This is a genomic window from Metabacillus sp. KUDC1714 (genome assembly GCF_014217835.1).
GTDB classification, from domain to species: domain Bacteria; phylum Bacillota; class Bacilli; order Bacillales; family Bacillaceae; genus Metabacillus; species Metabacillus rhizosphaerae.
Window position 1 is genome coordinate 4,770,277 of record NZ_CP055263.1, and the last position, 14,731, is coordinate 4,785,007.

General features: G+C 33.8%; 17 protein-coding genes. 3 read left to right on the plus strand and 14 right to left on the minus strand.

Translation table 11 applies throughout. From position 1 onward, the window contains the following. Window positions 1-92 precede the first annotated feature (92 nt). A protein-coding gene (locus HUW50_RS21925) for an IS3 family transposase (RefSeq protein WP_185653253.1) occupies window positions 93-1,420 on the plus strand; the annotation gives its coding sequence in 2 pieces (ribosomal slippage) (window positions 93-462 and window positions 462-1,420; 1,329 coding nt in all). Between the two features lie 155 nt (window positions 1,421-1,575). Here the strand turns inward: HUW50_RS21925 and HUW50_RS21930 are convergent. The 4 genes from HUW50_RS21930 to HUW50_RS21945 all read right to left on the minus strand — a co-directional run bounded on the left by HUW50_RS21930 (window position 1,576) and on the right by HUW50_RS21945 (window position 3,847). Then, window positions 1,576-1,860 carry a hypothetical protein gene (locus tag HUW50_RS21930; RefSeq protein WP_066333977.1) on the minus strand — a complete coding sequence of 95 codons (285 nt, stop codon included), beginning with the start codon at window positions 1,858-1,860 and terminating at the stop codon, window positions 1,576-1,578. 221 nt (window positions 1,861-2,081) lie between these two features. Beyond that, entirely contained in the window at window positions 2,082-2,603 is a 522-nt protein-coding gene (locus HUW50_RS21935) for a hypothetical protein (protein WP_185654130.1), read from the minus strand. A gap of 157 nt (window positions 2,604-2,760) precedes the next feature. Continuing rightward, a complete protein-coding gene (locus HUW50_RS21940; RefSeq protein ID WP_066333974.1) occupies window positions 2,761-3,369 on the minus strand; it encodes a transglutaminase-like domain-containing protein in 609 nt (202 codons plus the stop codon). Next, the gene (locus HUW50_RS21945; protein ID WP_066333971.1) at window positions 3,353-3,847 is read right to left on the minus strand and encodes a GNAT family N-acetyltransferase; all 495 of its coding nucleotides are present in this window, start codon (window positions 3,845-3,847) and stop codon (window positions 3,353-3,355) included. The genes HUW50_RS21940 and HUW50_RS21945 overlap by 17 nt, the downstream gene beginning before the upstream one ends. Window positions 3,848-4,207: 360 nt before the next feature. Here HUW50_RS21945 and HUW50_RS21950 point away from each other — a divergent pair, with 360 nt between their 5' ends. Next, window positions 4,208-5,443, plus strand: a complete 1,236-nt coding sequence (locus tag HUW50_RS21950) for an IS110 family RNA-guided transposase (protein ID WP_185653254.1) — start codon at window positions 4,208-4,210, stop codon at window positions 5,441-5,443. A gap of 264 nt (window positions 5,444-5,707) precedes the next feature. Here the strand turns inward: HUW50_RS21950 and HUW50_RS21955 are convergent, their stop codons facing one another. After that, the gene (locus tag HUW50_RS21955) at window positions 5,708-6,214 is read right to left on the minus strand and encodes an AAA family ATPase (protein WP_066333966.1); all 507 of its coding nucleotides are present in this window, start codon (window positions 6,212-6,214) and stop codon (window positions 5,708-5,710) included. A 694-nt stretch (window positions 6,215-6,908) separates the two neighbouring features. Further along, the gene (locus HUW50_RS21960) at window positions 6,909-7,808 is read right to left on the minus strand and encodes an AraC family transcriptional regulator (RefSeq protein WP_185653255.1); all 900 of its coding nucleotides are present in this window, start codon (window positions 7,806-7,808) and stop codon (window positions 6,909-6,911) included. A 119-nt stretch (window positions 7,809-7,927) separates the two neighbouring features. Between HUW50_RS21960 and HUW50_RS21965 the strand changes: the two genes are divergently transcribed. Beyond that, window positions 7,928-8,872, plus strand: coding sequence for a DMT family transporter (locus tag HUW50_RS21965; RefSeq protein WP_185653256.1), 945 nt, complete (start codon window positions 7,928-7,930; stop codon window positions 8,870-8,872). A 239-nt stretch (window positions 8,873-9,111) separates the two neighbouring features. On the opposite strand, the gene HUW50_RS21970 is transcribed toward HUW50_RS21965, so the two are convergent. From HUW50_RS21970 to HUW50_RS22005, 8 genes are all read right to left on the minus strand, one after another. Further along, window positions 9,112-9,723: an FMN-binding negative transcriptional regulator gene (locus tag HUW50_RS21970; protein WP_185653257.1), complete on the minus strand. Its 612-nt coding sequence runs from the start codon at window positions 9,721-9,723 to the stop codon at window positions 9,112-9,114. A 22-nt stretch (window positions 9,724-9,745) separates the two neighbouring features. Further along, the gene (locus tag HUW50_RS21975; protein ID WP_185653258.1) at window positions 9,746-10,264 is read right to left on the minus strand and encodes a spermidine/spermine N(1)-acetyltransferase; all 519 of its coding nucleotides are present in this window, start codon (window positions 10,262-10,264) and stop codon (window positions 9,746-9,748) included. Window positions 10,265-10,289: 25 nt separating this feature from the next. Continuing rightward, entirely contained in the window at window positions 10,290-10,742 is a 453-nt protein-coding gene (locus tag HUW50_RS21980) for a MarR family winged helix-turn-helix transcriptional regulator (protein ID WP_185653259.1), read from the minus strand. A gap of 419 nt (window positions 10,743-11,161) precedes the next feature. After that, on the minus strand, window positions 11,162-11,791 hold the full coding sequence (locus tag HUW50_RS21985) for a nucleotidyltransferase family protein (protein WP_185653260.1): 630 nt from the start codon (window positions 11,789-11,791) through the stop codon (window positions 11,162-11,164). A 68-nt stretch (window positions 11,792-11,859) separates the two neighbouring features. Next, window positions 11,860-12,258, minus strand: coding sequence for a glyoxalase superfamily protein (locus HUW50_RS21990; RefSeq protein ID WP_221629140.1), 399 nt, complete (start codon window positions 12,256-12,258; stop codon window positions 11,860-11,862). Window positions 12,259-12,470: 212 nt separating this feature from the next. Beyond that, window positions 12,471-13,067: a class I SAM-dependent methyltransferase gene (locus tag HUW50_RS21995; protein WP_185653262.1), complete on the minus strand. Its 597-nt coding sequence runs from the start codon at window positions 13,065-13,067 to the stop codon at window positions 12,471-12,473. A gap of 29 nt (window positions 13,068-13,096) precedes the next feature. Then, entirely contained in the window at window positions 13,097-13,633 is a 537-nt protein-coding gene (locus HUW50_RS22000) for a sugar O-acetyltransferase (protein ID WP_185653263.1), read from the minus strand. 84 nt (window positions 13,634-13,717) lie between these two features. Beyond that, window positions 13,718-14,680 carry a helix-turn-helix transcriptional regulator gene (locus HUW50_RS22005; RefSeq protein ID WP_185653264.1) on the minus strand — a complete coding sequence of 321 codons (963 nt, stop codon included), beginning with the start codon at window positions 14,678-14,680 and terminating at the stop codon, window positions 13,718-13,720. Between the last annotated feature and the right edge of the window lie 51 nt (window positions 14,681-14,731).

Below are 14,731 nucleotides of genomic sequence, written 5' to 3' on the forward strand. Positions count from 1 at the left end.
ACTTATAAAAAAGTCCATTTTTCGGGATTTTTTATGTTTTATCATAGAAGAACCGTTATAATCAAAACAAATAGAGAGAACGGGGAACTAATATGAGTAAAATTATTTTTAATGAATTTCAACGTCAACAACTGGAGAACAATCCAAATGTCAATCATGTATCAGATCGGTCGATCTCTTACAAACCTGAATTTAAAATTGCTGCCATTAAGGAATACAAAAATGGCAAAGGGCCAACGGATATTTTCATTGAATATGGATTTGATCTAGACATAATTGGATCTAAAAAGCCTCAACAATGTTTAAAGCGTTGGAGAAAAACTTATGAAATGTATGGTGAGGAAGGTTTTAAGAATGAGCTTCGTGGTAAAGGAAGCACTGGACGCCCATCTTCGAAGGATCTTACAGTAGAAGATAAACTAAAAAAAGCAGAGGCACGTATTGCCTTCTTAGAGATGGAGAACGACTTCTTAAAAAAGTTAGAAGAACTAGAGAGGAAGGCGAAGAAACAAAATTAACATTATCAGAAAAGTTCCAACTAATTGAGGCCACAATTCGTAGATATGGTCTAGTTAGAATGGTATCTTATCTTTGTGAATTAGCTACAGTAAAACGCAAAAGTTACTATGCCTGGCTTAAGGCTGAACCCAAGCGTATCGATAGAGAACGTAAGGATGTACAGGATTATAAACTTATAAAACAAGTCTTCGATGAAAAGAATGGTAAATCAGGTGGACGAGATATAAGAATGGTTCTAGAAAATGACTATTTCACTGTGATGAATCTCAAGAAAATCTATCGTATTATGAATAAGTTTAACCTAAAGTCAAAAATTAGAAGGTCAAACCCTTACAAACGAATGGCTCAGGCAACACAAGAACACCGGACTTGTCCAAATATCCTGAATCGAAATTTCGTACATAGTGAGCCTGGTAAAGTGTTACTTACTGACATCACCTATCTTTATTTAGAAAATGGCACACCTGTATATTTGTCATGTGTTAAAGACGGTTCAACACGTGAAATTTTGGCCTACTATCTCTCGACAACATTAGAAATGCGACTTGTTTATCGAACACTTGATAACTTAATTAATGCCTTGGACGGGAACGTCCACCCAGAAGCCATACTCCATTCTGATCAAGGATTTCACTATACAAATCCAGAATATCGAAAAAAAGTTAAGAAACTTGGGTTTATTCAATCTATGTCTCGTAAAGGAAACTGTTGGGATAACGCACCAATAGAATCATTCTTTGGCCATTTAAAAGATGAGATTGATGCTTCTTCATGTCAAACACTCACAGAATTAGAAGGGGTAATTGAAGATTATATGGTCTACTATAATACTTACCGATATCAATGGGGATTAAAAAAGATGGCCCCGGAACAATACCGAAGCCACCTATTAAGTGCATAAAGGTCTTTTTATAAACTGTCTATTTTTAAGGGTACAGATCAAAATGGTTATCGCTTTTTCATTAGCTATTAGCTTATTCAACAAAAGCACCTGTTAGTTATACATAAGACTTACACAATAATTGCATATTATATAAATGATGTGACAATAAGTCATTATTTCTTACCTTTTCGTTCTAAAAGTATAGGTGCTATATTTAGTAAGATAGAAACAATTGTCAAAAACCATAATGCCCTTTCCATACCAGGTACTACATCCATTAAAGCTGCCCAATCTTCCACTTCTACCCACACCGATACAAGACTGTATTCTGCACAAAGTGTTAATGCTGTAAATGATAATCCCATCGCCATAGCAAGCTTATAATCCTTTCCTGCTTTATACATATAAAGATTTATAAAAGTTACTACTATTGCAATAACCCCTAATATTACCCACATAACTATACCTCCATATATTTTTATGTATGTCGTGTAATAATACTAATGTGCATCACCTCAATTTTTTGCATTACTTTTTTTTTAGACATTAATACGTCAAATCTTATTTTATAGTAAATGCTCTTCCTTTTGTGATTTCTTATTGAACAAACCTGCTTCGTTAGTTCAAAAGAAAAATGCTCTACTCCATATTGAAGTAAAGAAGCATTTAGTCAATAAATTTATTTATTAACATACTCCATTGAATTAGCTATCTTAACAAGTTCTTTAATTGTATATTTCTCCTCACTTTCAGGTGATTTTGCAAGAAGAATAGAATTGTACAGTCCATCTTTTTTCCATCGAATTTGTTTTATCTCTTCACTATCAATTTCAATTAATGCTTTAATTCCATTTTTTAATTCAACGGTATCAAATTGTTTATTATTATCGGAAAATGAAGTTTTTTTCTTATGAAACGTTATAACCTGAAGATTAACTCCTTTATCATCACTGTAAGTGAAATCTGTATGAACTATGTCTCCTTTAGGTTCTTCAGGTGGATTTCCAGCATAGTTCAATGAAACATACTTCGGCTCAAATGGGAGTTCTGTAGGTGCTGCCAGCTTTTCCCGAACATTTTGTGGTAAGCTTTCTGCAACTTCTTTAATTTTTGGAAAATCTTGTTTTAATTCTTCAACTGGACTATTTCCACTACAAGCTGTTAAAAGCAATATGAAGATTGTTGCAATTAATTTTTTCATTAAAATGCCCCCTGGAATATGTAACTATATTTACGACCAAGGTGGAAAAAAGTTCCTATAAATTTTTTCTCCTTCTTGAACTAACCTGCAACTTTAGTTCAATATTTCAATATGAAAAGGGTACCTTCTTTAAAGAAAGCACCCGTAAGTGAAAAAACTACAAACTCACTGGTAAGTGATGTTTATACATTTCTAATGCATTAGTATTTTCTTTTAAAACAGCCACAATCTTGGGATGAGGCTTAGCATAGATAACTGGATAATCCTTTTCATCAAGTTCTTCATTAATAGGGAAGGCTAATTTTTCTTCTTCAATTGAAAATTGGGCATCAATTCCCTCTTTATTTCCACGAGAGTCAACCCTAATCCATTTATTAAGAGATTTAAGAAATATGGCATTTAAAGCGTGAATACAATACCCTTTTTCCGGAGTATCAAATAACATTAATCTTTGATAACAAAAACCTGTTGGTATTCCCTGTGAACGCAATAAAGAAGCTAACAGATGTGATTTTGCATAGCAAATTCCCTCTTTAAGGTCTAATACTTCCGAAGCATTACAAGTAATTCGCTTCGATTGAATATCCCAAGAATGAGCAATTTCATCACGAACAAATTCAAAAGCTATTTTTGCTTTTTCAATTTCCGTTTGAGATTCATTAAAAAGCTCAACTGCTTTCTTTTTAATATTTAGATTAGAATAATTAACTTCGGTTAATTCAAGTAAATAATCATTTATTTTATCTGATTCACAAACTAGATTCACAAGGTTTTTCCCCAATATGTTTTAGCATAGAAACAACTTTTATATTTATTCCCTCTGATTTATGTACTATCTCCTCATTATAAATGCTAAATCCTATTGAACTGTATAAGTTAATATTTTTAGGAACAGTCATACGAACCTTACACAATAATTTAGGAACTTCTTTATGTTTGGCATACTCTTCAAGGCTTTTTACTATTTTCTTTGCAATACCCTGACCTTGTTTTTCTGGAATTACTGACAATCTAAAAAAATAAAGCCCATCTTCTTTTAATTTAAAACGAACCATCCCCACTGGCTTTTTATCAATGTATGTAATTAGTGCCATCTCATTATTCTTTAAAGATGTGGAGATTGAGTCAACCGTTTCATCTAAAGCACTTGATGGAGGTACTTCATCTTTATATTCCATAAATGCTTTTATCATTAATTCGTGTATTATTCCTGCATCGGATACATTTGCAAGTTTAATTTCCATTCTTAATCCCACTCCCCTTACAATAAATATACAACATAATGTATTTTTATGTAACGAAAAAGAATTAATTGGTATGAGTTTTTATTGTACTAACCTGCCACGTTCGTATTATAAGGTTAACCAGAATGCTAAATATTTCTGGTTGACCTTATTTATTTTGGTCTTATTATATCAGTAGCCAGGGTAGAACGTAACTGCCCGTGGGGCTTTGACCCCGTCAGCTAAACAGTTCGCCCCCTACTTGTAGAAACATGATTGAGGCTGGTTGGGACTTAGATCTCGTATAACAAGCGAAGCTGTGATACTGCATGGAGGATTAGGGGTTACTGGCAAATTACTAGTTTAGGAGGAGATTTTAGAATGAATCCAGTCATTGGTCTGGATGTTTCAAAAGGGGAAAGTCAAGTTCAGGCATTTTTAGATAAAGGCAAACCATACAGTAAGAGTTTTAAAGTTTCTCATACTATAGAAGGTCTTGATTTACTTGTAGAGTTTCTGGAGGTGGTTAAGAGAGAAACTGGTAAGAGACCACCTATTGTTCTAGAAGCGACAGGACATTATCATTCCTCTGTTGTTCAATACTTAGAGGACCGTGGGTATTTAATGATAATCATTAATCCATTGATTTCTTATAAGGCTAAAAGTTCAAGTCTTCGGAAAGTAAAGACAGATGCGATAGATGCTTACCATCTCTGCGAGCTGTTTTATAAGGAGGATTTAGAGCCGTATAAGAAGCGTGGTGTGCAGCTATTAAACCTTCGGAATCTTACAAGACAGCACGAAAATATTACTGGTGTATTGATTCAAACAAAGCTACAATTTCAAGCGATTCTGGACCAGGTCTTCCCTGAATACAGAGGTGTTTTTGGTGACTTATATTCGGTAGTATCACTATTAACTCTTTCAGAGTTTCCCTCATCTGAAGATATTTTAGAGGCAAGTGAAGAAACAATTGCCGACAAAATCGCTGAGTTATGTAAAAGTCGTTCCCATCGATGGGCTAAAGAAAAAGCTACTCAGCTCAAGGCTGCAGCAAATCGAAATCCGTTTGAAAAGACCGTTTATCAAAGCCATATTTTAAGTCTAGGTATGTATATCAATATCATTCTTCAATACAAAGAGCACCTATCCAAGTTAGAGTCCGAGATAGATGCCCTCGCTAAAGGTGTTGAAGAATATAATATTATCAAATCTATCCCTGGTATAGGAGAAAAGATCGCGGCAACAATCATTTCAGAAATTGGAGAGATAGATCGATTTACTGATCCTAAAAAGCTCGTAGCTTTCGCTGGAGTTGATCCTAGTGTATTCGAATCTGGTAAGTTTACAGCCACCAAAAACCGAATCACCAAAAGAGGTTCCAGTAGGCTTCGTCACGCCTTATATATGGCAGTTCGTTGTGCCATTCGTGACTGTCGTAAAAAGAAAACAACTGATGAAATTATCCCACGAAACAAGAGAATGCGAGAGTTTTACGACAAGAAACGTGATGAAGGAAAGCCTTTTAAAGTAGCCGTAATAGCATGCGTAAATAAGCTTTCACATTGGATATTTGCCCTTTTAAAGAACAAAACTACTTTCCAAGATATAGCTTAGAACCTAAATCTAACTAAATAACACAAAACCTTCCAAAATTAGACTAATGGAGGGTTATTTGGCATGCATATTTTTAGTATAACATGAGATATTTTAAGTTTTTAATGAAAAATATTGACAAACTATTAGCTGGTTTAGTTGAACAAAGATCCAGCCGCCAATGGCAGCTGGATCTTTAACTCTTGCACCCGTTAGCGCAGTTGATTGGGGACTATTCGTATCCAGGTGCACTGTTGTATTGGACTGGCCGTGAGCGACCGTAAGTTACTGTTGGCGTTTATTTTCTTCGCTTAGACGGACGATCTCGTCAACGACGTACTTGATCGGTGCGGTGGCGTCAATTATAATACCGTTTTTCGGAATGTCTTCTTTCGTTTGGTGCAATCGCGCAATGAGTTCCCGTTCCGTTTTCTTTCCGCCCCACTCATCTTCCGGTCGCTCGTCAAGCCGCCGATTCAATGTGTCAAGGTCGACCTCGAGGACAAACACGCCGTCAAATAGATCTATGAATTTCGAAAAGTTCCTAGAACCGCCGCAGAAAAATGTTACAGTCTCATCCTGGTTAGCGACCAAAGCTTTTACTTTATCTATATGCCAAATGTGGTGCTCGTGCGTGACGCCATCCGTCGGTGTACCGGTTTCCGGATCGCCTTGATAAGCCAATTCACGGTCCCCATTAATGGCATGGTAGCCGCGCCGCTGCAATTCTTTCCAGACCGAAGTTTTGCCGGTGCCGGAAACGCCTTCAATCAGATAATTTCTAATGCCCATGGCTAGACCCTCCATTTCAGTCGTTAAACTGCCCGTAAGTCGAATAAGAAGAGGATTGCCACAGCACCCCTGGTATTCAACTCAAGCACCCTTATGTTTAAGTGTAATACTTCACAATCAATTTCTTCTCAAACTTATTCGATAATAAACTCTCATAAAGCTTTCTATTTTTCCAAATATCATATGCACCAAAAGCTCGGTGATATTTTTAATTTCCTCTCATTCTTCCCCCCTTTACCCTGCCCCAATACAGCCTGCTTTTCAGGAGGGAGTGCATTACAAACAATATTTGAATTCTCTCCAATATTCGGGGACTATTAGGATTTATAGCACTCCTTACTGCTACAGTTTTGTTAAGTATCACACTAGTTAGCTTAATATTTAACGCTTAAAATTCACCTCGGCAAACCTACTTCAGAATAAAAATAAGATGAATTTTGTGAAGAAAGAGCCTTTTTTATCAACTCTTTATTATATCGAAAAAGTTCAACAAAAATAAATCCTCCTATTCTTATTAGGTATTTAGACATTATATTAGCAAATTCCTTCTTCAATTCCCTTAGTGAAACAACAAAAAGCTCTACTCCTTATTGAAGTAAAGCTACCGGTTAGTTGAAGTTGAAGAACATAAATATATTATCCAATAATCGGAAAATGTTTTTTTGATAATAGATCATTGACCAGTTGAAGTGCACTACTTCACAAGCGAACAGTAATTTTTGTATTTTTTATATGCTAGTGGTGTCATGTTCATCGAGTTTCGGAATTTATCAATGAAATAGCTTGTGCTATTAAATCCAACTTGATAGGCAGCATCTGTGACATTGAATTCTGATTGTTGTAGTAAAATTAGGCTTTTTTGAATTCGATAATCGGTTACGTAATTTAAAGGTGTTGTCTTTAAAATCCTCTTGAAATATCGACAGCATTCGGAACGGCTTAATTGACCAGCTCGTGCAATATCGTCTAAAAGGATTTTCTCAGCATAATGTAGGTGTATCCAATTTAGCATTTGCTTCATTCGGTGACTCTTTAACATTTCCGTATGTTCGTACTCTAATTCAAAACCATTTATAAGTAAGTTTTTCCAAATTAACGTTAGCTGTATGGTAATGTCAATTTCATAGTATGGCGGATTTTGTTGAATCAACTGATTGATTTTTACAATAGCAGCTAAAATGTTTTTCGCCCAAAGCTCCTTTGCATCCAAATATAAGTAAGGTATATTAGTCGCTATAATATAGGGATTTACATAACTTGTATAAAGTTCTTGTGACAAAACAAAACTTGGAGAAACATTTAAACAAATATAGACACAGCCCGAATCATTTTTATCTTTCGCCATGTGCAAGCTGCCACTGTTTATAAATAGACCCTCACCTTCTCGAACCGCAAGTTTTTCTTCATTTATTTGAAAAATTGCTTCTCCTTTTACAATCAAAACAAATTGGAATTCATCATGCCAGTGATGTGGTATGTATCCATTTATATTTTGGTTAATCGTTGTTTCATAACATGCAATCGGCAACACAACTGTACGATGTTCAGTTAATTCTTTTAAACTTTGGTCAATCATAAAGTCTTTTATTTGCATGTTATCACCTCAATATATTTATATTTTCTCATCCGATTTAGGTATTATTTCAAAGCTTCTTCACTTATCATATACAATAATATAACACTATTTTTATATTTAAAGGTGGAGAACCAATCATGAATAGAAGAAAAGGATTATTTCTCGTTATAACGGGAGCAATATTTTGGGGGATTGGCGGCACAGTTGCAAAAAAGCTTTTTCAACAGTATGAAATCGATATAGATTGGCTTGTAACGACCCGATTGCTCATAGCTGGTTTTTTACTCTTAACCGTTCAATTTTTCGGAAAAGACCGTTCCCAAGTACTTGGTGTTTGGAAAAATAGAAGGATAGCTATCCAATTGATTATCTTCGGGTTATTCGGCATGCTCACGGTTCAATATACATATATGGCTTCCATTCAACACGGTAATGCTGCTGTTGCAACGCTATTACAATATTTAGCACCTATTATGATTATCGTTTACTTAATTTTCCGAAAACACACTGTTCTAACGCGAAGAGATTTATTGACTGTTTCGTTGGCTTTGGTTGGGTCCTTTTTCTTATTAACAAACGGCTCTATCTCTCAATTATCTGTGCCAACACTTGCAATCGTTTGGGGTGTTTTATCTGGAATAGCTTTAGCATTTTATACATTGTATGCAGTTCCTTTACTGAAGCAATACGATTCCCTTGTTATTGTTGGCTGGGCGATGGTTATCGGTGGCTTTGCATTAAGTTTTATCCATCCACCTTGGCAAATGGGCTTTACTTACTTAACACTAGAAGCTTATTCATACTTAATCTTTGTTATCATATTTGGTACAATGATTGCATTTTGGTTTTATATAGAAAGTTTACAAAGTCTATTACCAAAAGAATCCAGTCTTCTAGGTAGCGTAGAGCCACTAGCTGCTGTTTTAACAACGGTATTTTGGTTAAAGGAACCCTTTGGATTTTTCCAATGGGTTGGTACAGCTTGCATCATGGGTATGATTTTATTATTAGCCTTGAAGAAACGGTCTTTTTCAGATACTAGCAAACCTCCTGAGAATGAAGAGCCCCTCAAAGTTAGTTGATTAGAGGGGCATCTTTAACTAACCTCCCTCTATATAGAAAGGAAAATCTCCCTATTTCTTCAAATTACGTAGTAGTTTGTTTTAATATTCATTTGAAGATTGGAATAATGATGTATTCAAGTGTAATTTTGGAAATAAGGTAAAAAACGACTGATATCTACCAAACCCCACTTATCCAAAAAATGGGTAACTAGTTAGATTCAAGCATCCGTTAATTCAAGAAGGAATGACTTTTATTTTCATTTTTTTAGATTTTTCTTCATAAGAGATGCTACTTGTAGATTATCTTGTTGAGAAGTGTTTTCTAGATGCTTAATAATTAATTCTTGCCGTTCCACAGGATGATTTTGACTTAATTTAGCCTTTGCTTCAATTTTTGTGATTTTTATTCTGAACGCTACAATTCCTTTACTCATACCTTTGATAAAATCGGGTTCTACATCATTTAAATTGTATGGACTATCTGTACTTTCATATTTATTTACTAAGTCATTTAAAGAATCGAATATCACTTTTTCATCTTCGATAATCTCAATCTTCCCATATAAATGGATGGACACATAATTCCAAGTAGGCACTGCTTTAGTTGTTTCGTACCAAGAAGGTGAAATATAACAGTGTGGACCTTGGAAAATCACAAGTACTTGTTGGTTTTCAGCATCCTTCCATTGTTCGTTCGGACGTGCAAAATGACCATATAAAGCATTTTCAGATTTATTTAACATCAGTGGAAGATGTGTTGCGTAGGGTTCTCCTTTATGCTGAGAAAATAAGGTTGCAAAGCCATATTTTTCGATAAAATCATAAATTACTTCTTCATCCTCAATTTTAAACTGTTTAGGTATATACATAATAATCCACCTTTCAAAAAAGTTATATGAGCGTTTTTGTCATTATAAAGTCTATTTGTTCTTCGTCACCCATATAAAAAGAGTGGGTTCCAGTTTGTACAAATCCCATTTTCTTATAAAAAGCAATAGCATTTTTATTATTTTCCCATACGCCTAGCCAGATTTTCTTTTTATTACATTTCATCGCAATTTCTATCGCTTTATTTAGCAGATACTTACCAAGCCCATGTTTTTGAAATTTGTTTTTTATATAAATCCTCTCGATTTCAAGTGATTCATCACCCATTTCTTCAGACTGAGCCTCATTGGTATTGATCTTTAAATATCCAGCGACTTCATTGTTAAAATAAACAAAAAAGAATTGCGAAGTAATAATGGATAATTCCATTTCTAATTGTTTTAAATTAAATGCCTTTTCCAAATAGGCATTCATACTTTCGGGTGAATTCTGATGCTTAAATGTCTCATTAAATGTTTCATAACTAATTTCTTGAAGTTTCCGTGAATCTTCAAGGGTACACTTTTTTATATTTATAGTCATTTAATTATAGCGCTCCTTTATATAGTCAATAATTTCTCTTGTTTCCCTTTTTTACAAATTCCCAGTCTTTTTCTATATTTTTTCTAACTCTTTGAAGAAGATTGAAAATGGCTACTTCTTCTTTTTCGGAAAGTCCCTCTAATGCAACGCTATTAGAATAATCATTTTCTCTTTTAATAAAAGGATGAACATTTTTCCCTTTTTCTGTTGGAAACAGTTTTTTAATTTTTTTGTTATGTTTATCTTCTTTTTTTTCAATAAAGCCATTAATTTCAAGTTTTTTTATAGCACGAGCTGCTGTTGTTCGATCTACTTTTATCATCTCTGCTAACTTTTCTTGAATAATTCCTGGGTTTTCACATATTCGTACAAGGTACAAATACTGCCCTTTCGTAAGGTCATATTCTTTAAATTCGATATTACTTATAGAATCTAATGCCCTTGCTATCATTCCAATTTCACGAAGAATTTCCTTCATAATAAACTCCTTAGTACATGTTTTTGTTGTAAATACAATAAAAATGGTATGTATTAAATTTAATCTAACTTTGTTGCATTTGCAATAAAAAAATAATTATATTGAGGTTTTTAATGTATTAGGAATTTTTATAGTAACCCTTGTTATTTCTTTCACTATATAATCAGATCTTGGAACTTTACCTTTTGTGTACTTTTGGTGGGCTGTCCATAAATGTGGGGCTTACAGTGGGAAGTTGGGAAATCTAATACTTGAACTTTCATAAGTTCTATATACCTTTTATCATATCATCTTGCCACCAATTTAACTTGATAAATTTCCCAAAAATCTTATTGTGGAAACCTGCCATTTGAATAAGAAAAAAGCTTTACTCCTATTAAAGTAAAGCAACAGTTTGCTTAATATGTTACGCTTAAAATTCACCTCGGCAAACTCACTTCAGAATAAAAGTAAGATAAATTTTGTGAAGAAAGAGCCTTATTTATCAATTCTTTATTATATCCATAATTCTTTAATGTGGTTAAGATTGATTCAACTCTCTCTTGCCGTTTTCGTTTTAAATTTGATTCCAATTGTATCTCTAATGGAACAGTAGGAATTGTGTATTCACCGATACTTACGTTTTTAGAATGGCTCCAAATATATTGTCCACCCTCCCACATTCCTTCGCCTGTCAAAGAGTCAGGGATTCCAGCTGGATTAGAAATATGAACAACTTCTACATTAAAACCACTAATTTCCCATCTAGCTTTAGTCCAAGTGAAACCCGAAGTGAATGTTTGATTAAATACAGGCTCTTCTTTAGATGATAACCAATCATTACTGCTTCGATTTTCACATTTGGAAGAAAGAGCAAAGTCATTAAGTAATTCAGCAAATTGTGATACTCCTTCTTTATGTTTAACATAAATATCGACATCACCTGGTTCCATCTCACAACCTTGTAGCACAGAACCTACTGAACCGACTAATATCCACTCAATTTTTGTATCCGATTGAAAATAAATTTCACACACTTTAGCTAATGCACTTTTCCAACTTTTATCCATTACTCACCTCATTGATACTAATTCAATAACAATCTCTTTTAATAGATCCGTTCTATGAAATGATTCTTTTACTCAATTTCTTCATAGAATGTAATTTTATTTGAGAAAGGGTCAATAACTGTTAATTCTATAGTACCCCAAGGTGTTTTCTCTACAGCTGGTTTAGCGTACGAATATTCTTTTTCTGATAATAAAGAATGATAACTTTTCAACTCATTTATTTTAATTCGAATTGCACTACCTGGAGATGAATCACCATGATGTTCGGAAAGATGTAACACAGCATCATTTAAAGAAACTTGAAAATAAAAAGGCATATTTTCTTCATATTGATGTTTCCAATCCATTTTAAAGCCTAAGTATTTAATGTAAAACGAATGAGTTTTTTCAATATCAAAAATTCGAAAGATAGGTATAATCATTAAAAATAGCACTCCTATACAATTTTGGTTTAGAGATTCCTTCATTAAATCTCGTTAAATTCAACAAAAATAAAATCCTCCTATTCTAATTAGATATTTAGACATCATATCAGCAAATTCCTTCCTCAACTCCCTTGTGAGGAACAACAAAAAGCTCTACTCCTTATTGAAGTAAAGCTTTCGCACAAGCCAAAATCCTTGATATGAATGGTTCTTTTTTAGAGATTGTGTGAACTAAGAAACAAATAAACAAGGAATCACTTTATACTACTGGATATAAACATTGAGGCATCTTGATTCATAAAAATACGATTTCCATGATAGAAAGTATTAATTTCAATTGATTTAAATCCAACTTCAGATAATCTTTTTTTCAGTTCTTCATGTGAAAAACCGTTATGAACTTTCGGATGATTTATTTTATCGTTTTTGTCAAAATCAATAATAATTAGCTTGCCACCATTATTTAAAATGTTGAACAAACTTTGTAAAATATTTTTAGTATCCGGTATATGAAGTAGGACTAGTGACATTAAAACTATGTCTGCCTTAAGTTCAGTTGTTTCTTGAGTGAAATCTGAATAAAGTACTTTTGAGTTGGTAATTCCTTTGTGAGAAATTTTAGCATTCGCAACATCCAACATTTGCTTAGATGAATCCACTAACAAAATAGAATCTACTAAATCTGATAATTCTAAACTAATTAGGCCAGTACCACTTCCATAGTCTATTAAAGATTTTGATTTACTATTTCGTAATTCTGGTCTTACTTCCTTAACTATAACTTTAGCTATTTCAATTCTTTCTTCTGTATCATATCTTTTTGCCATCTGTTCAAAAACGTTAATTTCCAAATTCAACTCTCCTATTTCTTTGAAGGAAATTATATACTTTTTAGTATTTTCGCTGGGTTTCCAGCTACTATTGTATTAGAAGGAACATCTTTTGTAACAACAGAGCCAGCAGCAACGATTGAATTATTGCCAATAGTAACTCCTGCTAAGATTACACAACTTCCACCTATCCATACATCGTTACCAATTTTAATTGGTATCCCATATCCACTCTTATTCCTATCTTTAGGTTCGATTGAATGACCAGCAGTATATATTCCCACATTGGGACCTATCATACAGTTGTGACCGACCCTAACTTCCGCCATATCTAAAATAGTACAATTATACCCAGCATAAAAGTGATCACCAACATGTATATTGTAACCTAAGTCACAATGGAAATTGTGTTCAATACTAGGGTTTACTCCTACACTCCCAAATAACTCCTCGATAATTTCCTCTTTCTTTGTAAAATCTTCTATATCACTATTGTTAAATTTTTGAACGAGTTTATGGGCACGTATATTTTTAAATTTTAGTTCCTCAGTACCACGGTCATAAAAGATTTTCTCTTTATCACTCACACCTTGTTTCCTCCCATCACCTAATGTAAATTAATAAATTAATAGTACCATAATCTTCAACTAACCTCGGTTTACTGGAACTGCTTATGGGCAAAATAAGTATAATCTGTTTTGTAAACACTCTAAAACTTCTTCTGGCATTTCCTTGACCTTGATATCCCCTCCTAGAAAAAGTAGCCAATTTGTTATTTTATTCAATTCTTCAGAATTATTAACATTGACAAAGGTCTTTAGAATGGCTGTAGCTTGGTAAGGATTCGTATAGGAAATTGAAACTTTTAAAGGGTGATATTTTTTGAACTGAGCAATCGCCTTTGGACCAAGTTCAAGGACAAGGTTGATTACTTCTTCCTGCTTACTTAGCTTTTCTAAAATCTTTTTTTTACTTAATCTTTTTTTCATTGGGTAGGGTTTTACATTGGTGAGATTGTCGACATGAAAAATCTGCTTCTTTTCTTCCTTTAAGTCAAAGCCTTCAATCAGCCACAGGCTTTTTTCACGATAAAGGTTTAATAGAAAAATTGGATAAGACTTTATTACATTTTCTTCTTTAATTGTAATCATTAAATATCTATCCAAAAGAAGAATTTGGATGAGTTTTTCTAACATGGGATGTGGGAGGTCCGACAGATCAAGTAGGTCAGGATTATTCGGGTTGGTCCCTTCAAATAGCAAAATTTGATTTAAAAGAACAAGATCATCTTGTTGGTTTTCTGAGATGAGGCCTAGTAACTTTTCAGCTAAAGACTGACGACTCTTTAGATAGGGAAGTTGTTGGTTTCTTGTGGCCATAAAGGCAATAAAAAGAGCTTTGACCTCATTATCGGTAAAGCGAACATCGGCCAGGACAGAATTGTGCATGACAAAATAACCGCCATCCCTTCCAACTTCAGCAACAAGTGGCATCCCCATTGACTCTATTTCTCTGATATCTCTAATAGCTGTCGAACGAGAGATGTTAAATTCTTGCATGATTTCAGAAATTGTAAAGTGGGAGCGGTTGTTGATATACCGCATAATGATATTAATCCGTTCAACTTTTTTCATCTGGACTCCTAAACAGTATCATTTTTTGACATGATTTAAGACTATGATATA

Excerpts from the sequence above, each read along its gene's own strand:
- HUW50_RS21930 (WP_066333977.1), bottom strand. The coding sequence starts at position 1,860 with ATGTGGGTAATATTAGGGGTTATTGCAATAGTAGTAACTTTTATAAAT.
- HUW50_RS21985 (WP_185653260.1), bottom strand. The coding sequence starts at position 11,791 with ATGGATAAAAGTTGGAAAAGTGCATTAGCTAAAGTGTGTGAAATTTAT.
- HUW50_RS21970 (WP_185653257.1), bottom strand. The coding sequence starts at position 9,723 with ATGTATATACCTAAACAGTTTAAAATTGAGGATGAAGAAGTAATTTAT.
- HUW50_RS21935 (WP_185654130.1), bottom strand. The coding sequence starts at position 2,603 with ATGAAAAAATTAATTGCAACAATCTTCATATTGCTTTTAACAGCTTGT.
- HUW50_RS21965 (WP_185653256.1), top strand. The coding sequence starts at position 7,928 with ATGAATAGAAGAAAAGGATTATTTCTCGTTATAACGGGAGCAATATTT.
- HUW50_RS21960 (WP_185653255.1), bottom strand. The coding sequence starts at position 7,808 with ATGCAAATAAAAGACTTTATGATTGACCAAAGTTTAAAAGAATTAACT.
- HUW50_RS21990 (WP_221629140.1), bottom strand. The coding sequence starts at position 12,258 with ATGAAGGAATCTCTAAACCAAAATTGTATAGGAGTGCTATTTTTAATG.
- HUW50_RS22005 (WP_185653264.1), bottom strand. The coding sequence starts at position 14,680 with ATGAAAAAAGTTGAACGGATTAATATCATTATGCGGTATATCAACAAC.
- HUW50_RS21975 (WP_185653258.1), bottom strand. The coding sequence starts at position 10,264 with ATGACTATAAATATAAAAAAGTGTACCCTTGAAGATTCACGGAAACTT.
- HUW50_RS21945 (WP_066333971.1), bottom strand. The coding sequence starts at position 3,847 with ATGGAAATTAAACTTGCAAATGTATCCGATGCAGGAATAATACACGAA.
- HUW50_RS21950 (WP_185653254.1), top strand. The coding sequence starts at position 4,208 with ATGAATCCAGTCATTGGTCTGGATGTTTCAAAAGGGGAAAGTCAAGTT.
- HUW50_RS21980 (WP_185653259.1), bottom strand. The coding sequence starts at position 10,742 with ATGAAGGAAATTCTTCGTGAAATTGGAATGATAGCAAGGGCATTAGAT.
- HUW50_RS21955 (WP_066333966.1), bottom strand. The coding sequence starts at position 6,214 with ATGGGCATTAGAAATTATCTGATTGAAGGCGTTTCCGGCACCGGCAAA.